19 protein-coding genes and 4 pseudogenes are annotated in these 21712 nt (G+C 62.2%); 11 read left to right on the forward strand and 12 right to left on the reverse strand.

The genetic code is table 11. From position 1 onward, the window contains the following. Positions 1-70 precede the first annotated feature (70 nt). Positions 71-622, forward strand: coding sequence for a DinB family protein (locus BLU77_RS15410; protein WP_175477137.1), 552 nt, complete (start codon positions 71-73; stop codon positions 620-622). Positions 623-631: 9 nt separating this feature from the next. On the opposite strand, the gene BLU77_RS15415 is transcribed toward BLU77_RS15410, so the two are convergent. Beyond that, positions 632-961, reverse strand: a complete 330-nt coding sequence (locus BLU77_RS15415) for a hypothetical protein (RefSeq protein ID WP_089773951.1) — start codon at positions 959-961, stop codon at positions 632-634. Between the two features lie 201 nt (positions 962-1162). On the opposite strand from BLU77_RS15415, the pseudogene BLU77_RS15420 reads away from it, so the two are divergent. Then, positions 1163-1321 (forward strand): annotated as a pseudogene (locus BLU77_RS15420) (IS1634 family transposase); the annotation flags it as partial. A gap of 106 nt (positions 1322-1427) precedes the next feature. Continuing rightward, positions 1428-1688: pseudogene (locus tag BLU77_RS15425) on the forward strand (leucine zipper domain-containing protein); the annotation flags it as partial. Between the two features lie 71 nt (positions 1689-1759). Here the strand turns inward: BLU77_RS15425 and BLU77_RS22750 are convergent. From BLU77_RS22750 to BLU77_RS15435, 3 genes and pseudogenes are all read right to left on the reverse strand, one after another. Next, the gene (locus tag BLU77_RS22750; RefSeq protein ID WP_245708892.1) at positions 1760-2413 is read right to left on the reverse strand and encodes a LacI family DNA-binding transcriptional regulator; all 654 of its coding nucleotides are present in this window, start codon (positions 2411-2413) and stop codon (positions 1760-1762) included. A 234-nt stretch (positions 2414-2647) separates the two neighbouring features. Further along, a pseudogene (locus BLU77_RS23255) lies at positions 2648-2854 on the reverse strand (GntR family transcriptional regulator); the annotation flags it as partial. An 85-nt stretch (positions 2855-2939) separates the two neighbouring features. Further along, positions 2940-4187 (reverse strand): annotated as a pseudogene (locus BLU77_RS15435) (IS3 family transposase). A gap of 334 nt (positions 4188-4521) precedes the next feature. On the opposite strand from BLU77_RS15435, the gene BLU77_RS15440 reads away from it, so the two are divergent. The 8 genes from BLU77_RS15440 to BLU77_RS15475 all read left to right on the forward strand — a co-directional run bounded on the left by BLU77_RS15440 (position 4522) and on the right by BLU77_RS15475 (position 16156). Continuing rightward, the gene (locus BLU77_RS15440) at positions 4522-6189 is read left to right on the forward strand and encodes a type 2 periplasmic-binding domain-containing protein (RefSeq protein ID WP_139177796.1); all 1668 of its coding nucleotides are present in this window, start codon (positions 4522-4524) and stop codon (positions 6187-6189) included. 105 nt (positions 6190-6294) lie between these two features. Further along, a complete protein-coding gene (locus BLU77_RS15445; RefSeq protein ID WP_089773955.1) occupies positions 6295-7242 on the forward strand; it encodes an ABC transporter permease in 948 nt (315 codons plus the stop codon). 156 nt (positions 7243-7398) lie between these two features. Further along, entirely contained in the window at positions 7399-8277 is an 879-nt protein-coding gene (locus tag BLU77_RS15450) for a carbohydrate ABC transporter permease (RefSeq protein ID WP_089773956.1), read from the forward strand. A 1669-nt stretch (positions 8278-9946) separates the two neighbouring features. Continuing rightward, positions 9947-10729, forward strand: coding sequence for a heparinase II/III domain-containing protein (locus BLU77_RS23260; protein WP_425441236.1), 783 nt, complete (start codon positions 9947-9949; stop codon positions 10727-10729). Positions 10730-11024: 295 nt separating this feature from the next. Next, complete coding sequence (locus tag BLU77_RS15460; protein ID WP_175477139.1) at positions 11025-11852, forward strand: SDR family NAD(P)-dependent oxidoreductase; 828 nt, start codon at positions 11025-11027, stop codon at positions 11850-11852. Positions 11853-11876: 24 nt separating this feature from the next. After that, positions 11877-13160 (forward strand): aspartate aminotransferase family protein, encoded by a 1284-nt coding sequence (locus tag BLU77_RS15465; protein ID WP_245708893.1) that lies wholly within the window; start codon positions 11877-11879, stop codon positions 13158-13160. Further along, positions 13157-14383, forward strand: a complete 1227-nt coding sequence (locus tag BLU77_RS15470) for a mandelate racemase/muconate lactonizing enzyme family protein (RefSeq protein WP_089773960.1) — start codon at positions 13157-13159, stop codon at positions 14381-14383. The genes BLU77_RS15465 and BLU77_RS15470 overlap by 4 nt, the downstream gene beginning before the upstream one ends. A 231-nt stretch (positions 14384-14614) precedes the next feature. Continuing rightward, the gene (locus BLU77_RS15475) at positions 14615-16156 is read left to right on the forward strand and encodes a M81 family metallopeptidase (RefSeq protein WP_175477140.1); all 1542 of its coding nucleotides are present in this window, start codon (positions 14615-14617) and stop codon (positions 16154-16156) included. A gap of 475 nt (positions 16157-16631) precedes the next feature. On the opposite strand, the gene BLU77_RS15480 is transcribed toward BLU77_RS15475, so the two are convergent. The 8 genes from BLU77_RS15480 to BLU77_RS15515 all read right to left on the reverse strand — a co-directional run bounded on the left by BLU77_RS15480 (position 16632) and on the right by BLU77_RS15515 (position 21708). After that, positions 16632-17507: a carbohydrate ABC transporter permease gene (locus tag BLU77_RS15480; RefSeq protein ID WP_089773962.1), complete on the reverse strand. Its 876-nt coding sequence runs from the start codon at positions 17505-17507 to the stop codon at positions 16632-16634. Between the two features lie 11 nt (positions 17508-17518). Beyond that, the gene (locus BLU77_RS15485; protein WP_245708894.1) at positions 17519-18391 is read right to left on the reverse strand and encodes a carbohydrate ABC transporter permease; all 873 of its coding nucleotides are present in this window, start codon (positions 18389-18391) and stop codon (positions 17519-17521) included. 140 nt (positions 18392-18531) lie between these two features. Beyond that, positions 18532-18780, reverse strand: coding sequence for a DUF6510 family protein (locus tag BLU77_RS15490; RefSeq protein WP_089773964.1), 249 nt, complete (start codon positions 18778-18780; stop codon positions 18532-18534). A gap of 13 nt (positions 18781-18793) precedes the next feature. Continuing rightward, positions 18794-19444 (reverse strand): FAD-binding oxidoreductase, encoded by a 651-nt coding sequence (locus BLU77_RS15495; protein ID WP_245708895.1) that lies wholly within the window; start codon positions 19442-19444, stop codon positions 18794-18796. Positions 19445-19472: 28 nt separating this feature from the next. Further along, complete coding sequence (locus BLU77_RS15500) at positions 19473-20018, reverse strand: molybdopterin-dependent oxidoreductase (RefSeq protein WP_245708896.1); 546 nt, start codon at positions 20016-20018, stop codon at positions 19473-19475. A gap of 175 nt (positions 20019-20193) precedes the next feature. Further along, positions 20194-20463: a hypothetical protein gene (locus BLU77_RS15505; RefSeq protein ID WP_089773967.1), complete on the reverse strand. Its 270-nt coding sequence runs from the start codon at positions 20461-20463 to the stop codon at positions 20194-20196. A 25-nt stretch (positions 20464-20488) separates the two neighbouring features. Beyond that, positions 20489-21409 (reverse strand): glycoside hydrolase family 16 protein, encoded by a 921-nt coding sequence (locus BLU77_RS15510; protein ID WP_089773968.1) that lies wholly within the window; start codon positions 21407-21409, stop codon positions 20489-20491. 83 nt (positions 21410-21492) lie between these two features. After that, a complete protein-coding gene (locus BLU77_RS15515; RefSeq protein ID WP_089773969.1) occupies positions 21493-21708 on the reverse strand; it encodes a hypothetical protein in 216 nt (71 codons plus the stop codon). Between the last annotated feature and the right edge of the window lie 4 nt (positions 21709-21712).

Here is a 21712-nt window from a genome sequence, read left to right on the forward strand (position 1 = left end):
TAATACTCCCTAGCGTGGAGATACCAGCCACGAGAGGCGGCCAAGGGCCGCCGGAGGAAGGGAAAGAACCATGAGCGAATCCACGATGGCCACCGTCACCACCGAGCTGACCGGGGAGCGCGGCGACCTGCTGCAGGTCCTGGCAAACGCCCGGCACTTCCTGCGTTTCACCGCCCGCGACCTCACCGACGAGCAGGCTCGCACCCGCACGACCGTGAGCGAGCTGACGATCGGCGGGCTGATCAAGCACGTGAGCGCGGCCGAGCAGAACTGGCGCGAGTTCGTTCTGCAGGGCCGGTCCGCGATGCCGTGGGACGGGATTGATTTCGAGTCCCTCCCGCCCGAGGCGTTCGAGGACTGGGCCGGCGAGTTCCGGCTGCTGCCCACCGAGACGCTCGCCGGCGTGCTGGACCGTTACGCCGAGATCGCCGCACGCACCGACGAAGTGCTCGCCGAGGCCGACCTCGACCTCGTGCAGGAGCTCCCGCAGGCGCCGTGGTTCACTGACACGGCATGGTCGAACCGGCGGGCCTTCGGCCACATCATCGCCGAGACGGCCCAGCACGCCGGGCACGCCGACATCATCCGGGAGTCCCTGGACGGGGCGAAGAGCATGGGGTAGCGGCTGTGCTCACTCGGGCATGACACGTCGCGTGAGTGCTTGTACGTTGCGGTCGAGGCCATCGAGGCGGGTCTCGACGGTGCCGAGCCGCTTGTCGACCCGCTCGAACTGCTGGTCCACTTGCTCGAACCGTTCGTCCACCCGCTCGAACCGTTGGTCCACCCGCTCGAACCGCAGCACCATCTCCGTGCGCAGCCCTTCGACCTGTGTGCCGACCCCCTGGACCTGCGCCGTGATCGTGCGCATGACCAGTGGGGTGGTGACGGCGATCATGCCCGCGAACGCTGCGGCGAGCACGCCGATCAGGGTCCAAACTTGCGGTTCGGTCACGGTGATCACTCGCCTATTCTGCGTTGGTGAGGCCACCGTGTCACCTGGTGCCGACACGATGCGCGGACGAGCAGCCCGCCTGTGGACAACTGCGTGCGCCTGACTTGGGCCAAGATTTCGGTGTGACGCGGGCGCCGACGCGCTGACCTGCGGTGTTGCCGGTACAGGCGGCTGAGTTTGTGTACTAGTTCCGGGCTCTAGGGTGGCGCGGTGGCCCATATCCGCACCGTCAAGACCGCCTCCGGGGCGCGGGCGGTGCAGATCGTGCACTCCAACCGAAAGGGATCGCGAGACATCGAGCACATCGGCTCCCCCCACGACGATGTCGAGCTGGAGCTGCTGAAGGCGGTGGCTCGGCAGCGGCTAGCTGTACTCGGGCCGGGACGTTGGTGACACACCCGCCGGGTTGTTGACGTAGGGACGACCTCCGGGTGCGGTGGGTGATGTCTAAGTCGCCTACCGTCCGGAGGCCCTCGTGTCCCACCGTAATGCCCGGCCGAATGTGCGTGGTCGGCAACTTCTCGCCGAGCGGGTCTGCGAGCAGGGCTGGGCAGTCGCCCATGCTGCGAAGGCCCAGGGTGCCTCTCGGCAGTGCGCCCACCGCTGGATCAACCGGTTCCGCGAAGAAGGCGAGGCTGGTCTGCGCGACCGCTCCTCCCGCCCGTACCACTGCCCGTCGCAGACCCCAGTCGAGGTCGAGGAAGCCATCGTGACCAAGCGGCGTGAAGAACGCCGTGGTCAAGACTGGATCGGTCCCGAGCTCGGGGTGCCGGCGCGCAGATTGGGATTTGAAGACTATTGCAGAAATCACCCGATCATGATCCTCGAGACCAGCGTCATCGGCAGTTCATGGTGTTGCGGCGGCCCAATCAATCGCCCGCTCGCGCGTCCGAAGAGTAATTCAGCAGCCTTGCGGCCGATGTCTTCCCAAGGCAATCGCATCGAAGTGAGGGTTCCGCCATCCGCAGAAGCCGCGTCGTCGAAGCCGATCAGCGACGGACGGTTGGCTGGTGGCACACCCGACTCCTCCAAGACGTTGCGCAGACCCATGGCAGTGTCGTCATTGGCGCAAACGACGGCAGTAATATCCGCGCGTCCGAGTATAGACTTCGCCGCGGCCGCTGCGGTCTCCATCTCGCGGGAGAATGTTTCAGGCAACTTGCGTGGAAGGAACACGAGGCCAGCGACCGGCTCCCCCAGCTCCGACATCGCTTGCCGCCATCCCTGTTCGCGAAGTGCCGACCACCGATAGGCAAGTCCCAGTTCGCGCGATGTGTGCAATCCGAGGAATGCAATCCGGCGGTGTCCTTGTTGGGCCAACCATCGGGCCGCACGTCGGCCTCCGTCGACGTCATCCATATACACCGTATCGACGATTGGTTCAGAGGGCGATGCTACCGTCGCTTCCGGTGAGAGGCGCACGACTGGGAGGTCATCCATTTTGAGCGCGGTGGGATTCATCGCTGGATCTGATGTCACTAGGAACGCTCCAGCGAGCGGTGGTAGCATTCCCTGCGAGGCTTGATGAAGAATCACCGAGTATTCACCGACGAGACTCGAGCCACCAACGTGGGTGATTCGCTCCTCGAATCCGAGGCGAACCCGTTCCCAGTACCGAGTGCGGAGCCGCGGTGGCGGCGTCACCATTAAGAATGCGAGTCCACGTTGGGCGACAGGCTCGTTTACGAATATCCCAACGCGAGGCACGGTCCGCAAAAGACCTTCCGCAGCGAGGTGCGCGAGTTCGGCTTCGACAGAGGTCGGAGAGAGGTGGAACAGCTCCTGGAGTTCACGCATCGTTGGAAGTGGGTCGCCCGGGCGGAGATCGCCGCTCGCGCAGAGTGTCCTGAGGTGATCAGCCAGAGCTCGTCTCCGAGCCAACGCGGCGCGGCGTCGAGTCACGCGCGACTCCTCTCGTACATCTGCGCTCTACGCGATGAAGTATAGGTGGGGGTGGGTCTGCTGCACGGGTAGGTGACACGGTGGGTCACGCAGCCTGACGGGCTGGTGTGGTCATGATGGTCTCGAACTCGATGGGGGTCAATCGGCCGAGGGCTGTCTGTCGGCGGCGTCAGTGGTAGGTCCTCTCGATCCAGGTCACGATCGCGATTCGGAGTTCCTGGCGGGTGGGCCAGGCGCGGCGGTCGAGGACCTTCTTCTGGAGCAGGCTGAAGAAGCTCTCCATGGCGGCGTTGTCGCCGGCTGCGCCGACCCGGCCCATGGAGCCGACCATGTCGTGCCGGCCCAGAGCGTGGACCAGCTACCGGCTGCGGAACTGCGACCAGTGGTCGGTGTGCAGGATGCAGCCGGCGACCTCGCCGCGGCGGGTGACGGCCATGTTGAGCGCGTTGACCGCGATCCGCGACTTCATCCTGGAGTCGATGCAGTAGCCCATGATCCGGTTGGAGTAGGCAGCCTTGACCGCGCACAGGTAGAGCTTGCCCTCGCGGGTGGGGTGCTCGGTGATGTCCGACATGCACAGCTCGTTGGGGGCCTGGGCGCTGAACTCGTGACGGATCACACCGTGCTCGTCGGAGACGGGCGCAGAGGTCATCGTGCACCGGCGGGCCGGGCTTCTTGCTGTTCTTGCCGCGCTTCTTGCCGAAAGCCGACCACCAGCCGTTGTCAGAGCAGATCCGCCACGCGGTCCGCTCCGCCATCACCTGCCCGGCATCGCGGGCCTCCTGGCCCCGGTACCGGTAGCCGAACTCCGGGTCATCGGCGTGGGCGTCGAACAGCGCATTGGCGCGATACGCCTGCTCGAGCTCGGCGTCGCCGACCGGGCGGGACAGCCACCTGTAGGGCGGCTGGCGGGCCAGCCCCAGTACCCGACACGTCACCGCGACCGGCACCCTGATCGGGGCATCGGCCGCGGCTAGCTCGCGGACGAGCGGGTACATCATTTTCCCGGCAGGTTCGCCTGCGACAAGTAGGCGGCCGCGTGGCGCAGCACCTCGTTCTCCTGCTCCAACAGCCGGTTCCGGCGCTTGAGATCACGAACCTCAGCGTTCTCGGACCCGGCCGCCACCGGTCGGCCACCGTCATCGGCATCGGCACTCGAGAGCCAGTTCGTCAGACAGGACTCGCTGATCCCGAAGTCGGCGGCGACCTGCTTCAGCAGCACACCAGGTTCACGGTTGCGAGCCACGCGGACCACGTCCTCGCGGAAACTCCTCGGGGTAGGGCTTGGGCACGATGCACATCCTCTCCCGCGGCGCCTCTCGGCACCACAGATCAGGTGTGACCTACCCGTGCAGCAGACCCCGTCGCTCGGTCTCCGGATTCCTCTGTCCCGCACGCGGCATGCCACCGAACTACACCGCTGTCACCTTAACTGAACGGTATTGAGGCTAGACATCGTGCAGTCGCGGTGCTAGTTTCTGCTTCTCGAGCATCTCGTGGCGGGATCGGCTGAAGTCAACTGATCGTGTGCGAGCACCTCCTGAGCAAGTGGATCCGGCACGTGCGGGCGCTAGGAGCTGAGGGGAGTAACGAAGTGCGAGGAAACAGCGCCGTCGCTCGAAGGTGCGCCAGACGGACGCGTTCAACAAGATCAAAAGGAGGCTCTTATGACCGAATCACAGGAAGCTCACACGTACAGGACGCTCTCACAGCGACCGATCTCGCGGCGTGGGCTGCTTGCCGGTGGTGGGATCGCGATGGGGAGTGCATTTGGTCTCGCTGCCTGCCGTGCGGATGAACCATCTCCCCAAGGCGCCGGAGGGTCCAGCCAGCCGGGCGCTGCGTTCACAATGCCGACGTTCAGGCCGTCGGAAACGGTCGTGGCCGACCTCGAGGGCTCCAGCGACTTGATGCCCGCCTTCCTGTCCTACCCAGCTGAGCCCCCGCGTACTGTCTCCGATCCGCCATTGGCCGCAGGAACGGCGGTCTCGGTGTTCGGGACACAGGGTGCACCAGCCGTCCCCCTGTCCAATAACGACCTATGGCAGGCAGTTGCCGCCGACATGGGCGGCGCTGAACTCGACTTCATCGTGGCCCCAAACGGAGAAGATCAGCTCCAGAAGTTGCAAACCATGCTGGCGGGAGACGACCTCACGGACATCGTCCAACTGAATACCATCCCGCAGCTGCCCCAAGTCCTTGAGGCAAAATTCGCCGACCTGACTGACCATCTGGCTGGCGACGCCGTGTTGGACTACCCGAATCTGGCTGCGCTCCCAACGTGGGCCTGGGAGGGATGTATCTATGGCGGGCGAATCCGTACGGTTCCCATCGTTCGCGGAAAACTCGGAGCAATCCCGATCGCGCGCTCGGACATCTTCTCCCAAGCCGGTGTATCCCTCGATTGGTCGGACGGTGATTCCTTCCGACAGGCGTGCCGAGACGTGACCGATCCTGCAGCCAATCGCTGGGCAATGGCACAAAATCTGGACAGGATCTGGGTGCGTGTGGTTGCACAGATGCAGGGCGGGCCAAACGGATGGCGCGTGGACGACGCTGGCGGCTTCACTCACGAGTCTGAGACAGACGAGTACGCAGCTGCCTTGGAAATTGTAATGCAGATGTACACCGAAGACGGTGTCTTCCACCCTGAAACATTGACGGGGGGAGATCCGCAGGCTTGGTTCGCGGCAGGAAATATCGTGCTCCAGCACAGCAGCTATGCAGTGTGGGGATTCCTCGGACGTCAATATCCGGACGCAGAGATCGCCTCGCCAAGACTGCCGGCATGGGATGGAGCGGGCACGGCCAAGAACTTCGTGTCGACAGCGCCATTCCAGTTCTCCGGGATCAAAATCGCAGAGCCCTCGCGCGTCGCCGAGCTTCTCCGAGCGCTCAATTACTGGGCTGCTCCGGTCGGCAGTGCGGAATACATGTTGCGTGCGTACGGCCTGGAAGGGCAGCACCACGATCTTGACGGAACGGATCCGGTGCTGACGCAATTGGGCCAGGCCGAATCCCCCTCCCCGGTCTCCACCGTTATTTCGCCGGCCCCAGCCATCTACATCCCCAAGCAAGCCGACGGCGCTACAGCGCTGTACGACCTACAAGGCGAAGTCGTACCAGATGGAATTGTCGACCCGAGTGTCGGATTGTACTCAGAGGTCGAAGTAACGCGCGGTGCAACGGCCGAAAGAGAAATGGGAGACGCAGTAATCGACATCGTAGCCGGTCGTCGTCCGCTGGCCGACTGGCCTGCGGTCCTCGAGAAATGGAGGTCGGACGCAGGGGATGAAATTCGGGCTGCGTTCGAGGCAGCAAATGCGGAGCGTTGAGGCCCGCGACAACGCCCACCCACAGAGTCGAGCCGAGACTAGGCAGGTACCGAGGGCGCCGCAATCGATCGCCCTGGTGACCGGGTGCGCCGTGGAGGAAAGCTGATGAGCGCTCGTGCCCCGTCTCGCAATTCCGGCGCATCCAGTTTGCAAAAGTTCAAACGCGACCGCCTGCTTCTCGTACTAGGCGCCCCGGGCATCGTCTTAGTGATCATATTTCACTACATTCCCTTGCTCGGAAACGTGATTGCGTTCAAAGCGTACCAACCCTATCTTGGAATAGCCGCTTCACCATGGGTAGGGTTCGAGAACTTCCGCGTCATCTTCAATGGCGACCCGGCGTTCGTTAACGCCCTTACCAACACACTGGTGATCTCCTTCGTGCAGCTGGTGTTTGTCTTCCCGGTCCCCATTGCGCTTGCACTGCTTCTGAACAGCCTGGTGTCAGAGAAGATCAAGCGTGTCGTTCAGTCAGTCCTGTACCTGCCACACTTCCTCTCCTGGGTCGTCGTGGTTGCACTATTTCAGCACGTCCTTGGGAACGCCGGAATCTACAATGCCTGGGCGCGTGGAGCCGACTTCTTCCAAGTCAACATCATTGGAAATCCTGACCTCTTCATCCCGCTGATCACATCACAGGTGATTTGGAAGGACGCAGGGTGGGGGACAATCATCTTCCTTGCCGCCATAAGCAGGGTAGACCTCGACCTGTACGAATCCGTCGCCGTCGATGGCGGAGGCAGACTACGACAACTTTGGCACATCACCCTGCCCTCGATCCGACCCATCATCATTCTCCTTCTGATCCTGCGTCTCGGCGATGTCCTAACCGTGGGCTTTGAACAAATGTTCCTCCAACAGGACGCGGTTGGGACGGGCGTATCCGAGGTGCTCGACACCTACGTATATAACCATGGAGTCGTCGGGGGAAGTTGGGGCACCTCCGCGGCTGTCGGACTAGTGAAGGGCCTGGTGGGCACCGTACTCGTTCTGGCTGCGAACCGAATTGCCCACCTATTCGGCGAGAGCGGAATCTACTCCACACGACAGTAATGGCCCCGACGACGGACCGCCACCCAGGCCGAAGGGGCTACGACGCATGAGCGAGGTATCAACTTGAATCGGAGTCCTGAGCGAGCTCCCAATGGGGCCTCCCGTCCCCGCTCGAGGAGACTAGTGAAGACGATAGGTGGGAGTCGTGCAGCTCGCATGCGCACCATCAATGGAGCCAATCCACCGGGCATCGGTATCCGTGGGCTCAAGGCAGTCGTCCTTGTCGTCTGCTGCGCGGTGGTCATATTGCCATTCGTAATGGTGATCTCTACCAGTCTCGCCGACGAGGCTCAGATCGTAGCCGCTGGCGGCTACGTCCTTTGGCCCGATCGCCCATCGCTTGCGGCATATCAGGCTGTGTTACAGAACGGCGTTGTATCACGAGCAACCCTTGTGTCGATCGGAATAACCGTCGTTGGCTCTGGTATGTCCGTCACTGTCGTGGCACTTCTAGCCTACTCACTGGCCAGGCCCGGGACGTGGGGCCACAAATCGATCCTGTTCGTAGTGCTCTTTACAATGTTGTTCTCGGCAGGCATGATTCCAAACTATCTGCTCATTAAACAACTTGGGCTGATCGATTCGTATTGGGCGCTGATTCTTCCGACGTTGGTGAGTGGCTTCCAGGTGGTCATCATGCGTTCCTTCTTCATCGAGGTACCCCGTGAGATCATCGATGCTGCGCGTATCGACGGCGCGTCCGAAATAAGAATCTTGTTGAACATAATGCTGCCCCTTTCGCGCGCCGTGATCGCCGTCGTTGCACTATTCAACGCAGTTACATACTGGAACGCCTTCTTCAATGCGGTCCTATATATGAACTCACCTGAAAAGTGGCCGCTGCAACTCGTTCTCAGAACATACGTCGTTGATAGGTCGGCCATCGGAACCGACCTTCCTGTGGAAACCCTCCCCCCACAGCAGTCGCTGCAAATGGCAATACTGGTGATTGCGCTCATTCCTATCTGCATGGTCTATCCGTTCTTGCAGAAGCACTTTGCCAAGGGCTTGGTGATTGGAGCGGTCAAAGGATGACGCCAAGGGCTCAGGGTCAGCGGCAGCCGCGATCGCTAGCCAGTGGGCGGCCACGCGGTGGGTAATCGGAATACGTCGATGCCCGCTAGGTCGCCCGCCGGCCGGGTCCTGACAAGTGGATCAGCAGGCGGTGAGATCGAATACTGCAAGTGGCTCGGGGGCGCGCGATGAGGCAAAGATCGGCCCGGAACCCAGTCGGAATACCTAGGAGTTCACATGAACCGTAAGATTCCAAAGATGACGATGACCCCCCGCGGAGCGTTGACGACGAGTTTGGCCCCGTTATGAAGGCACAGGCACTACTCGAATGGGTTCCGGAGGGCAGAGCCCTCGGGATGCCTTTCAAAGAGGACAAGCCATGACTTCAGACGGTGCCGACGCTTCGAAGAGTCAACTTCGCGCGAATCTGCGTTCGCCCGGCCCCTTGGCGATGCAGAGCAGCTCTGAAACGACGAACCTCCGCGATCACGCTGCTATCGCCGGGCCTTCGAGTTCTGGCCGGACCCTTGCGGCGATCCTGCCACTGGAACGCATTGCGGCGACGGCGCCTCATCCCGGGCTCTGGCAGCCCTACGCAGTCATGGGTGACCGCAAGTACTGGAATCAAGTCGACCCCGGTTCCCGGATCAACATACTCAGAAGTGCCGAGCAGTACTCAGAGGGGCGCTGGCCACCGCTACTAGCTTCTGATTATTTGTGCTACGCACGGTCGGGTGAACGCGCACCATATGAAGAGCCGTACCTTGCTCGCCGCAGCATGCTCATTGCATACGCTCTGGCTGCCGTACTGACGGGCGACGAAGCGTGGCTCGAACGGAGCGTCGATGGAATTATGCAGGTCTGCGAGGAGACGTCGTGGGTGGTACCGGCGCATGCCAGTTCGTCGATCGGGCGGCGGATGCGCGTCCCGGATCCCCAACTACGGACTGTCGATATATTCGGGGCTGAGACTGCGGCAACACTTGCTTGGATCGATCGGATTCTTGGAGACCGACTTGACGATACTGCACCAGGGATCCGTGATCGAATTCATGGCGAGGTTGAGCGACGCATACTGGAACCGTTCCTTGCGAGCTCGGAGTGGCGTTGGCTCAGGGCTGGAGCCAACAATTGGAATCCATGGATCCACGCAAACATCCTCACATGTACTCTCCTGCTCGGGCGGGACCATGAAGTCATAATTCAGACTATTGCGCGATGCGTCGAGGGACTCGACAAGTTCCTCATCGGATACAAGGACGATGGAGCGTGCGAAGAGGGGCCCACCTACTGGTGGCGTGCAGCTGGCTCACTGGGCGACTGCCTGGCCCTGCTGCATGACGCGACAGACGGTGGTCTCAATGGATACCAACATCCACTCGTTGCGCCCATGACTCGCTTCCTCCCAGCAGTGCATATCGGGGGACCATGGTACTCGAACTTCGCCGACGGCTCGGCGCGCCCTGATCGAGGAGCGGATGCACACGTACTCTATCTTCTCGGACGCAGGACGAATCAGCCCGATGTCTCAGAGCACGCGCTCGCGATGGCGTCTGCCTGGGCGCGGTCGGAATCCGTCTACGGATCGCCGCCCACGATAGTCGGTCGTCTAACGTCCATCGGTCGCGTGTTGGCTAGTATCACGGACTTCGAATTTCAGGCGGAGGTAGAGCGTGGCAATAGCGGGTATATGCTTCCGCGCCGCGCATGGTACTCGGAGAATCAGATTCTAACTCTTCGAGAGAGGAGTGGATCAACAGACGGACTCTTCCTAGCCGCAAAGGGTGGAGGGAACGGCGACAGCCACAATCATAATGATGTGGGCAGTTTCATCGTTGGCTTGGACGGCCGGCCGTTGATCGTAGACGTCGGCGTGGAACGCTACACAGCAAAAACATTTGGTCCTGAACGGTACGACATTTGGACAATGCAGAGTTCGTCTCACAACCTTCCGGAAGTAGACGGAGTACAACAAGGTTCCGGCCCGGAATTCCACGCCTCCAATGTAGTATATAGCCCGGGCGAGACGGAAGATCGTCTCGTCGTCGACATTGATGGGGCATATCCGAAACGTGCTGGCATGGTGGCTTGGACTCGCACCTTTCGATTCTGTCGGCTTGCCCCATGTCGAGCCGTAGGGGACCCCGAATCATCGACCGCCGCGATACGGGTGGAGGACAGTTGGTCGCTCAACGGATCGCCGACTAGCCTGGTGTGGCACCTGATGTGTGCCGTACGGCCAAAGGTTCGGGGAAGAGGTCGAATTGGCTTTCAGGGGAGCGCTGGGCGTTCGCTCGAGCTCGACTTCGACGGGAGTCGTTTCAAATCAGAGATCGACGAAGTCGCACTACAGGATCCGCAATTGAGGCGCGTATGGGGGGAGAAGCTGTTTCGGATACGCATCATTGCACTAGAGAACGCGAGAAGCATGTCTGGCGTAGTCTCGATGGGCTTTAGGTCAAGCGAAGTCTGATCACTGGAACGCATTGTCGGAACACACGATGCGTGAGAATCATCCAGCGCATGGAACGGAGCCGTCGGATCGGAACAACGTCTCGATCTAGAAACGGATCCGGAGGGGAGATGCACACCATGCGTCAAGTGCCAGTTGTTGCTCATCGCCTTGAAGCTTGGCGGCGTTTGATCGTAAGGGCGGACTCCCGTGATGCCGACGGACGGTAATGATTGCGAGATCTCCCCATGTAGAAGCATGCCAGCAATTCGATCGTCGGATACATCGGAATCGCTACAAGAACGTGGAAATCGATATGAGTGAATTGAAGAAGCGCTCGGACAACAATTTCCCAACCGGGAATGTTGAGCACCGGGTTCCCGGCAGGCTCGCTGGGCGTAAGGCTCTTGTCACGGGTGCGTCTCGAGGGATTGGTGCAGAAGCGGCACGGGCATTCGCATCAGAGGGGGCGGCAGTAGCTCTTTGCTATGAGCCGAGGCCTGAGATGAGGGATCTTGCGTTTGGTCTAGCAGCGGACCTCACTGAAGGTGGAGCGACGGCAGTGGCATTCGCAGCGGACTTGAGCAACCCAGACGATATAGAGGACTTGGTTCGCCGCTCACGGGATGCACTGGGCGGGATCGACATCGTCGTTGCCAATGCGGCGGCCCAACAGCGTGCATCATGGCGTGACATTAGCGTTGCCGAGTGGGATCACATGCAGAGCGTCAATGTTCGGGGAACTTGGCTCCTTGCTCGCGCCGCCTATCCGGCCTTGCGTGCAAGTGCGTGCGCATCGATCATCACTGTTACCAGCGTAATGGTCGAAACGGGCCAGGTCGGTGCGCTACATTATACGGCCAGCAAGGCGGCAGTGATTGGAATTACGCGCGCGCTTTCGCGCGAGCTTGGTGGAGAGAGGATTCGCGTGAACGCGGTGATGCCGGGCGCGATTCGAACAGAGTATGAGGAGGGTTTGGTTCCGGATGGCAAGAATTTCGGGCGCTTGATAGCCAGCCAGGCGCTAGAAAGACGGGGTCTTGCGAAGGACGTCGCGGGCGTATTCACGTTCTTAGCCAGCGATGAGAGTTCCTTTGTCACGGGCCAAGTGGTGAACGTAGACGGTGGCTGGGTACACTATTAGGAGAAACGGATCAGTATTATGAATTTGCGAGCGTTCGACGAATCGATAGAGGCGCGGCGGAGAGCGCTGGAGTTGACGCCTGGCGGCGTGCACTCAAACGTGCGTTTGAGTGCCCCGAACATTACATTTGCTCGCGGAAAGGGCGCGTGGCTGTGGGATGTCGACGGCAATGACTATGTAGACTATCTCCTAGGCCAAGGGCCAAATTTCTTCGGGCATGCGCCCGACGTTCTGAATCGTTCCGTCGCGGATGCCATGTCTCGCGGCTCAGTGTTTGGCTCCCAGAACGTCTATGAGAACCCCGCGGGCGAAGCCTTCCTGGACACAGTGCGGTGGGCAGATCAGGTCCGCTTCGGATCGTCAGGGACCGAGGTTGTGCAGGTCGCGCTCCGCTTGGCTCGGGCTCTAACGGGACGTGACAAGTTCATTCGGTTCGAGGGCCACTATCACGGTTGGCTTGACAATGTCCTCGTTAAGACTGTGAACGGGATCCCGTCTCCTGCTAGCAAGGGCCAGGTCGAGTCGCATCTCACCGACTCGCTGATGCTTCGGTTCAACGACCTGGAGGCTGTGGAAACGGCGCTAGCGCATCGGCACACGGAGGTTGCGGCCGTGATCCTTGAGCCGGTGATGTGTAACATCGGTGCCATCCCACCTAGGCCGGGCTATCTGGAAGGCGTTCGTGAGCTGTGTACGCGCTACGGCGTGGTGCTCATATTCGACGAGGTCGTCACTGGATTCCGGCTTGCGGCTGGCGGTGCGGCGGAACGTTTTGGCGTTGTTCCGGACCTGGCTACGTTCGGCAAGGCGATGGCGGGAGGCTGGCCCGTCGCGGCGCTCGCCGGGACGGCAGACCTGATGGAATCTCTTGGAACGGGAGCGGTCAACCATTCTGGAACGTTCAATGCCTCTGTTGGCGCGTGTGCCGCTGTGTCCGCAAGCCTGGCGGCTCTCCGGGACGATCCACCGTACGCCCGTATTGAGGCTCATGGGCACGCGTTGATGAGAGGTCTCCGCGAGCTTGGTAGGCGGCACGGCGTCCCGTTGCGCGTCCAAGGCTTGCCCATGGCGTTCCACGTGTCTTTTGGGGACCCTGAGCCGGTTACGAACTACGAAGACCTGCAGATGCTCGATCTTGACCGCTACCACCGGTTTGCGGCCGAACTGGCGAACCAAGGTGTGTGGGTCGCGGGTCGTGGTGTCTGGTACGTCTCGACTACGCATGCGGAGCCCGAACTCGAGGCGGTCCTGGAGCGAGTCGATGGAGCCCTTGAGCAGCTTGTCCGACAGGAGGGTCATCGAGCATGACGATTACAAAAATTGAGACCATTACGCAGGCGCCTGGTTGCCCTCAACCGAATTTGATATTCGTGATTGTTCACACTGCGGATGGGCTGGTCGGTCACGGCGAAACGTACTACGCCCCAAACACCGTTGAGGCGTTCATTCATGAGCAGTCTAGCCACCTTTTGCTTGGCGCCGACGAGTCAAGGATTGAGTACCTTTGGCGATTGCAATTCGATCTTGCCTGCAGATTCGGGTCCCGCGGCGCTGAGATACGCGCGATATCAGCGATCGACGTGGCGCTGTGGGATATCGCTGGGCAGCGGGCGGGGGTTCCGATCTATCAGCTCCTGGGAGGTACGACACTAGAGAAACTTCCGGTCTACAACACGTGCGGCGGGCCGAGCTACGGTTCTGGGGGTCCAGGCCGCGCGAATCGTACTCCCTATGTGCGTTCTGATAGTCCTGACCCCCGCGACGATTTGTGGTTCGCAATGTACGAGGCAGGAGTTCTTGCTCAAGACCTGTTAGACGATGGATTCACGGCCATGAAGGTGTGGCCCTTCGACCCGATCTCGCAGCGCGTGGACGGTGGCCGCCTAATCAGTAAGTCGGACTTGAGGGAGGGCGTGCGTCCGCTGGAGCAGATACGCCATGCGGTGGGGGATGGGATCGAGATCATGCTAGAGGGCCACGGATATTGGCAACTTGCTCCCGCCATCAGCATTGCGAAGGCCGTCGAGGAATTTCAATTGGCGTGGTTGGAGGATTTGACCCTTGCGCGGAACGTCAGTGAGTTGCGGAGGCTGCGCGAATCGACATCAACCCCTGTTTCCGCGAGCGAGTTCTTGATGACTCGCTGGGACTATCTACCCGTGTTGGAGCAGCGTGCTTGTGATTACATCATGATCGATCCCACATGGACAGGTGGAATCACGGAATCGAAGAAGATCGCCACCATGGCGGATGGCTTCGGCCTACCCATCACGATGCATGACTGTACGGGCCCGTTTACGCTTCTCGCCGGGATGCACTTATTGGCGAATGCGCCAAATGGAATGTACCAGGAAGTGGTGCGTGCCTTCCTACGCTACCGATACAGCCAGTGGGTGGATTGGCTACCTGATGTTAGTGATGGCTCTCTGAATCTTCCTGAGCGTCCGGGTATCGGAGCTGTGCTGGATCCCGGCCTTGGGCAACGCTCGGGCTATACGCTGAGGAGCAGTTTATTTGAGCCTAAGCGGTAGTGCGAGAGTCTATGACATCGGAATCGGCAGTTTGCGTTGCCGGTCGTACGATCGGGTACGCGGCAGTAGCCGTGTGGCCGGGGCAATGACCTTAGATGTGGCTCGCCGGAGCCAGCCGGTGAGTTTGAACCCCCGGACGGGCGAGGCCAGAGGGGACTTAGCTATGTGGGAAGGTAGTGTGAGGTTATGACAACGCGATCGTTGGAGCATTCCAATGTCCGGCCTATTCGCATGGCTATCTTGGGATTTCATCATGAGACGAACACTTTTGCCCCGACCCGTGCCACGATAGACGTGTGGTGTGAGGCGGGTGTGCTTGAAGGTGCCGCGATCCGACAGGAGTACGGTTCCGCACGTTCGACGGTGGCCGGCTATATTGAATTTACAGATAATGTTGCGAACCTGCAGGGCGTGCCCTTGGTTTTCTCGCGCCTCACGCCGATGGGTCCCATCACAGACGAAGCATTCGAGTACCTTTGTGAACGTCTTCTGGGCGCACTTGTTGCCGAGGGTCCGTGGGACGGCGTACTCGTCGCAGCTCACGGTGCAGCGGTTTCTGAAACGTATCGCGACGCGGATGGAGAGTTCTTGCGTCGGATCCGAGAAATTGTCGGGCCGAGTGTCGTTGTGGGCGCGACGCTGGATATGCATGCCAATGTTTCGTCGCTGATGGTCGAGTCGGCTGACTTGATCGTGGCTTATCAGACGAACCCACACCTGGACGCTTTCGAACAGGCGGAGAGGTGCGCCCGTATGGTGCTCGACGCAATTGTCACTGGCGTGCGCCCGCACATGGCTCTGACCCGAGTGCCCCTCGCGGCGAATATTCTGCAGATGGGCACGGAGGGCGATCCGATGCGAAGTATCTTGGCGGAGGCGCGTAGGGTCGAGTCCTTTCCTGAGGTCTTGGCTGTGAGTGTGCTCGAAGGCTTCCCTTATGCTGACGTGGCCGAAATGGGGATGTCAGTGATCGCCATTACTAGGAGTAGCATCGAGCATGCGCTCGATGTTTCCAATGCAGTCGCCGAGCGTGTCTGGGGTAGCCGGTCGGATTTGAACGGTAGTGCCCTTCCTGTCGCGGAAGCGCTCCGCGAGGCTGATACTCTTTCTCGTTCGCCGGTCATTCTGTTGGATACAGGTGATAATGTTGGTGGGGGTGGTCCAGGGGACGCTACGCATATCCTGCATGCTGCGCGGGAAGCGCGCGTGCGTGGTGTTGTCCAGGTCATATGCGACCCCCAGGCAGTCATGGTGTGTGAGTCGGCGGGTGTGGGCTCAGAAGTTGTCGTGGCTGTGGGCGGCCGAACAGACGGTGTGCACGGCCGCCCATTTCCGGTCGTTGGCCACGTCACCGCTGTGTCTGACGGCGTCTTCGAGGACGCAGTTCCCACGCATGCTGGATTTAGACATTACAATAATGGACCTACGGTGGCTATCGAGACTGACGAAGGATATCGAATTGTCGTGGTGTCTCGACCAGCGCCAACAACGAGCCTGGAGCAGTTTCGGTCGGTGGGAATTGAGCCGGCTGATCAGAGAATAATAGTTGCGAAGGGAGTGCACTCGCCTCGCCCGGCCTTTGATTCCATCGCTGGCGCGATGATTCTGGTGGGCACGCCTGGAGTTACGACGGTCGAAATTTCCGAGCTGCCATATGAGCATAGACGGCAGCCAATGTATCCATATGAGCCTACGACAACTTGGGCGCCTGCGACGGTTGTCCGTGGTGCGATGGGCCGCGGCCGTGACCCTCAAGCGCGTGTGCATCGGTGAGTCAGTGCATTTCAGCGCTCGTGATTGCATCGAACGTTTCGGACAGTTGTTGCCGTCCGCCGCCCAAAGACCTGACTTGGGCCAAGATTTCGGTGTGACGCGGCCGCGACGCGCCGACCTGCGGTGTTGCCGGTACAGGCGGCTTTGTGCACTACTCCCGGGCTCTAGGGTGTCGCGGTGGCCCATATCCGGCTCTACGCCCTCAATCCAGACCTCGCGGCCGCGATCGAAGCCATCAAGACGTGAGCCGCTGCGCACTGAATTGGCCCAACTCAGGTGTCACCTGGTGCCGACACGATGCGCGGACGTGCAGCCCGCCTGTGGACAACTGCGTGCGGATAGCTGGGTTCTTGCCTCGGTGTGCTGGCGCGCGCCGAGTGTTTCTCCATTCGCCTGAACCACCTTTTACGGAAGGACACATGGCTGGCGATAGGTCAGACCGCCGTACTGGATCAGATGGGCGGGCAGCGTGGTGTCACCGCACCCCGGTGACACCCAACGAGGACGTGATCTGCTTCTGGAAGATGATGAACAACGTCACCAGCGGTGCGATCGCGATCGTGGTGGCCGCCATCACCAGCGTCCAGTTGCCCGCGTACTGGGTCTGCAGGGCAGCGGTGGCCACCGTGATCACGTTCCACTCCTGCGCCGGGGCGATGATCAGCGGCCACAGGAAGTTGTTCCACTGGGTCACCACCGTGATCAGCAGCAGCGTGGCCAGGATCGGCGTGTTCATCGGCACCATGATCTGCCAGAGCCGCCGCCACACCCCGGCACCGTCGATGGTGGCCGCATCCAGCACATCGGCGGGAGTAGAGCGGAAGTTCTCCCGGAGCAGGAAGATCGCGTAGGGGGAGCCGAACATGAACGGCAGCACCAGACCCAGAAAGGTGTTCTTCAGGTCCAGCGAGGTCATCATCGAGTACAGCGGGATGATCGTCACCACGGCCGGGATCATCAGGGTGGCCACGTACACCCAGAACAGCGTGTCCCGTCCGGGGAAGTCGAGCTGGGCGAAGGCGTAGGCGGCCAGAATCGAGCACAGCATCTGCCCAGCCACCAGCACCAGCACCACCTGGGCAGTGACGGCGATCGGCACCACGAAGTTGTACTCCTCGGAGAACAGGCTGGTGAAGTTCTCCGTCGTGATCGGATCCGGCAGGCTCACCGGCCAGGTGGTGTTGAACTGGCTCGGGGTCTTCAACGAGGTGAGCAGCGAGAACAGGAACGGACCGAGCATCAACGCGGCGCCGGCGATCAGGAAGGTGTAGGTGAGGGTGTTCGCGAGCAGCCGGGAGGCGCGCGCCGACGGCGTCCGGTCGCCTCGGGTGCGGACGGTCGCGCTGGTCATCTGCCCTCCGGTCATGACATGTCGTAGGTGATTCGGCGCCGGAAGTAGCGCTGCTGGATGAGCGTGATCGCCACGAGCACCAGGAACAACACCACGGCCATCGCGGCGGCGCGCCCCAGGCGCAGGTTCACGAACGCCTCGTCGTAGATGCGGGAGGCGATCACATCGGTGCGGAAGGCGGGGCCGCCGCGCGTCATCGCGTAGATGGAGTCGAACACCTGGAACGAGGCGATCACCGAGGTCACGGTCACGAAGAACATCGTGGGGCGCAGCAGCGGCAGGGTGATCGACCACAGGGTGCGGATCCTGGCGGCGCCGTCGAGCATCGCTGCCTCGTAGACCGCTACCGGGATCTGCTGCAGCCCGGCGAGGAAGAACAGCGAGATGTAGCCCACGGTGGTCCAGATCTGCACGAACACCACGGCCGGCAGCGCGAGCTGAGGATCGGTGAGCCATTCCACCCGGCGTCCGATCAGTGCATTCAGTACCCCGTAGGACGGGTCCAGGATCCACTTCCACACCACCCCCAGGGCGAGCGGGGCACTCACCCACGGCAACACGTACAGCACCCGCAACCAGCTCGTGCCCGGCAGACCACGATTGATGGCGATCGCCAGCAGCAGACCCAGCGCGATCGCCGTCGGGATGGAGAGCAGGGTGAAGACGGCGGTGACCCACAGGGAATTCGCGAACCGCTCGGAGGTGAGCAGGTAGGCGTAGTTCTCCAGGCCCACCCACTCGGGCGGAGAGATCAGATCCCACTCCATGAAGGACAGGCCCAGTACGACGAGCACGGGCAGGAGCAGGAAGGCCCCCACGCCGATGAAACTGGGCAGCAGCATCGTGTAGGCAGCCCGTGCTTCGTGCCGCCGTCGTGCGTTCACCCGCTTGCCCTTCGCCGGTGGTCTGCCGCTCGCCGCAGTGATCCGAGGAGGTTGCTGACATTGCTGATACGTATGCTCCGACACCGGACCAGCGCTAGTGGTGATTGTAGAAGTGGAGCACCCTGCCGTCGTTGCGATACTCAGAACTGGACGTTCGCTACCCCGCGCAACTGCACCTGGATCCTGCGGCGGATCTCGGTGACCAACAGTTCGACGCCATCGCACCCGGGGCAGCGCACCACGATTCCCGGGCAGCGCCGGTACACCCGGGTGCGTTCGACCACGTGACGGTCCCCGCATCCGGCGCAGGTCAGTTCCGTGCCGCTCATGTCGCGTCCCAGTCCGATGGCGAGAATTCCCAGGATCGCGCTGCCGTCCACATGACTCATCTCGTCCTCCTCGTCAGCCGAACCGTTCGGTCCGGATCTGCGGTGCAGGCACACCGGCGGCGAGCACCGCCTGCGCCATGGACTCCACGAACACTGTCGGACCGCAGATGTACACGTCACTCTCAGGAGTCGTGATCGCTGCCTGCACCTGCGCAGCGTCCAGCCGTCCGTACCCGTACCCGTCCACCCGCTCGCGGGTCAGGTGCACCACGGTCTGGACGTCCAGCTCCTCGATCTCGCGGCCATAGAGCACCCGGTCCATGCCACGAGCCGAGTAGAACACCCGCATCGGAGTCGCCGCGCTGCGGGCACGCCAGATCGATCGCAGCGGCACGATCCCGGAGCCGCCGCCCACCAGCAGCACCGGTGCGCTGCCACCGTGCCACACGAAATAGCCACCGAGGGGGCCCAGCACCTCCAGCTGCTCGCCCACCTCCACCCCATCCACCAGGTAAGGCGACACTTCGCCGTCGTCGACCCGCTGCACCGTGATCATCGGAGCCTCCCGCGGGCCGGACGCCAGCGAATACGAGCGACTCGCCTGGTACCCGTCCGGTGCGGTCAGGCGCACGTCCAGGTGTTGCCCCGCAACCGCCCCCTGCCAGCCAGGGATATCGAGCACGAGGCTGTGGGCCGAGGGAGTCTCCTCGACGACCTCGACCACCGTTGCTACTCGCCAGGACCGCACCCGATCAGTCCGAGTAGTAGCGCTGCTCGCGGAACGGGTCGCCGTAGTTGTGGTACCCGGCTTGCTCCCAGAACCCGGGCGAGTCCAGGTCGTCCAGGAGGACCTCGCGCACCCATTTGGCGGACTTCCACAGGTACAGGTGCGGGATCAGAAGGCGCACCGGGCCACCGTGGGAGTCGCTGATCGCCTCTCCTTCGTAGGCCGTGGCGAACATCGCGTCCCGGTCGATCAGGTCCTCCACGGGGACGTTCGTCGAGTAGCCGCCGTAGGACCGGACGTCCGCGTAGGCGAAGTCGTCCAGGCCCGCGTCCTCGAACACGGTCGAGACCGGCACGCCGGTCCACGTGGTGTCCAACTTGGTCCAGTGCGTCACACAGTGGATATCGGTGGTCACATCGACCGTGCCGAGCGCGACAAGTGCGTCCCAGTCGTAGGTCTTCGACTCGACTCCGTCTCCGACGGTCAGCCGCCATTCCTCGCGACGGAGTCCTTGGTTCGGCCCTGCCGTCAGAACCGGGAAGTCCTCCGTGACGAACTGCCCCGGGGGCACGCGGCCCTCAACACTGGCCGATCCGCGTGGGCGGCCGCTGAAACCTCGATTCACCACCACGGAACAATCCAAGCACGTAACCTCGCCGATGTCATCGAAATGAGCCCGGATCCAGGTGGCCCCCAACGGTCTCGTGCTGGAAGTCCAGTCACTCGGTCAGCGGGCCAGCGAGGGGTCAGTGGGCGCTGCGGTGTCCGTTCTCGCGAACCACTCGGTCGACGGGATGTGGCGAATGACCGCGGGCGAGAAACAACCGCACCCACACCTCCATGGTGATGGTCGCCATCGTGAGCGCCTCCACACCGGCATTGTCGAGATGGCGACGGATGCCCTCGTACGTCTGCTGGCAGCGACTGTTCACGGAGACGAGCAACCGGACCAGCTCGCTCAGGATCGGATCCAAGGGGAGCACGTCAGTGGCGGGAGTTCCGTAAGCAGCAGCCATCGAGTGGCCGCATCGAGGACGGAGATCAGGAGTGCGGCGTGATGCGCGTCCAGTCGATGTGGGCGGCGATCCCGCGCACGCTCGGGCGCTCCACCGCATCCGGCTCGCCCTCCGGCCACCAACCGTCGGTGTGCCAGACGTTGTGCAGCAGGTAGGCGGGTACCTGCGGGATCCGATCGCTCGGTCCCTGGTAGTCCCAGAGCGTGATCGTCTGACCGCCTGCGACGATCCAGAAATGCACCCCGTCGGGTTCCCACGTGAAGCCGTACTCGTAGTACGCGGACGAGGAGTCGAACCCCGGGACGGCCGGGATGCTCGTCGGCTGCGCCTCGTCGCCGGCGAGCGGGTCGCAGAAATGGCCGCCGAAGCCCGCGTAGTGGCAGGTGGAGAGGATCTCCCCGGTGGCCAGGTTCACCGCGCGCATCACCCGGCTCTGTGCGCCGTCAGAGGGACGGTAGTCCGTCCACACGGTCATGTAGAGGACCTCTGGCTGGGCGCACAGGGTCTCGAAGTCGATCTCGCTGTTGTCGGGGAGGCCGTCGCCGTCGGAGTCGGAGCCGTCGTGGAAGTAGGTGAACATCTGGCCGGTGACGACGCCGGCGTCCGGCTGGGACGAGCAGTCCGCAGTTCGCAGCCGCGACTCGAAGGTGCCGTAGAGAAAGCGGTCAGCGGACTCACCGTAGGCGCCACCGCCGGCCCCGGGGGTGGCGTTCTTCGGAAGCTCTAGTCGGAGCGCCTCACCATCGCCTGCATCCTGGTCTGGCGTTCCCGGTTCGGCCGAGCTGCGCGCCAGGTCGTAGGTGATGAAGTGGTCTGGTGAGGAGTCCCAGGCTTCGGTCAGCGTGGACGTGACGGGCCCGGCTTCAGCGGGGCTGGCGCCGGCGATGGCAGCGGGCAGGACGAGCGCCGCCGCCATCGTGGCGACCAGGCGGGATCGGCGCGTCATCGCGGATCGACTCCTCAGCGGTGTGGTTCACGGATCCGCCTCAGTCTGTCGGTCCTGGCCCGACCCCGCCACTGGTCACCTCGTCAGCGGAGGGGCTGTCCGTTCCTGGTGAATCGCAGCCGGTGCTGGCCGTCGGCGCCCTGCACGGGCTCCAGGGCCAGCCGCGTGGTGAGCTTGCCGGCAACTGCCAGCGCCCCTCCGATCGCGACCAGGGCGAGGAACCAGTAGAGGCCGGTGGCGGCCGTGATTCCGAAGCCGGTTGCGGCGAGCGTGGTGGAGTTGGCGGGACCGCTGTACATCGAG

This window comes from Ruania alba (assembly GCF_900105765.1).
Taxonomy (GTDB): Bacteria; Actinomycetota; Actinomycetes; order Actinomycetales; family Beutenbergiaceae; genus Ruania; species Ruania alba.

Bases quoted from the DNA above. Each gene is read 5' to 3' on its own strand.
- BLU77_RS22750 (WP_245708892.1), bottom strand. From the start codon at position 2,413: ATGAATCCCACCGCGCTCAAAATGGATGACCTCCCAGTCGTGCGCCTC.
- BLU77_RS15410 (WP_175477137.1), top strand. From the start codon at position 71: ATGAGCGAATCCACGATGGCCACCGTCACCACCGAGCTGACCGGGGAG.
- BLU77_RS15515 (WP_089773969.1), bottom strand. From the start codon at position 21,708: ATGTACAGCGGTCCCGCCAACTCCACCACGCTCGCCGCAACCGGCTTC.
- BLU77_RS15470 (WP_089773960.1), top strand. From the start codon at position 13,157: ATGACGATTACAAAAATTGAGACCATTACGCAGGCGCCTGGTTGCCCT.
- BLU77_RS15505 (WP_089773967.1), bottom strand. From the start codon at position 20,463: ATGGCTGCTGCTTACGGAACTCCCGCCACTGACGTGCTCCCCTTGGAT.
- BLU77_RS15440 (WP_139177796.1), top strand. From the start codon at position 4,522: ATGACCGAATCACAGGAAGCTCACACGTACAGGACGCTCTCACAGCGA.
- BLU77_RS15475 (WP_175477140.1), top strand. From the start codon at position 14,615: ATGGCTATCTTGGGATTTCATCATGAGACGAACACTTTTGCCCCGACC.
- BLU77_RS15510 (WP_089773968.1), bottom strand. From the start codon at position 21,409: ATGACGCGCCGATCCCGCCTGGTCGCCACGATGGCGGCGGCGCTCGTC.
- BLU77_RS23260 (WP_425441236.1), top strand. From the start codon at position 9,947: ATGCTTCCGCGCCGCGCATGGTACTCGGAGAATCAGATTCTAACTCTT.
- BLU77_RS15480 (WP_089773962.1), bottom strand. From the start codon at position 17,507: ATGACCAGCGCGACCGTCCGCACCCGAGGCGACCGGACGCCGTCGGCG.
- BLU77_RS15490 (WP_089773964.1), bottom strand. From the start codon at position 18,780: ATGAGTCATGTGGACGGCAGCGCGATCCTGGGAATTCTCGCCATCGGA.
- BLU77_RS15460 (WP_175477139.1), top strand. From the start codon at position 11,025: ATGAGTGAATTGAAGAAGCGCTCGGACAACAATTTCCCAACCGGGAAT.
- BLU77_RS15450 (WP_089773956.1), top strand. From the start codon at position 7,399: ATGCGCACCATCAATGGAGCCAATCCACCGGGCATCGGTATCCGTGGG.
- BLU77_RS15445 (WP_089773955.1), top strand. From the start codon at position 6,295: ATGAGCGCTCGTGCCCCGTCTCGCAATTCCGGCGCATCCAGTTTGCAA.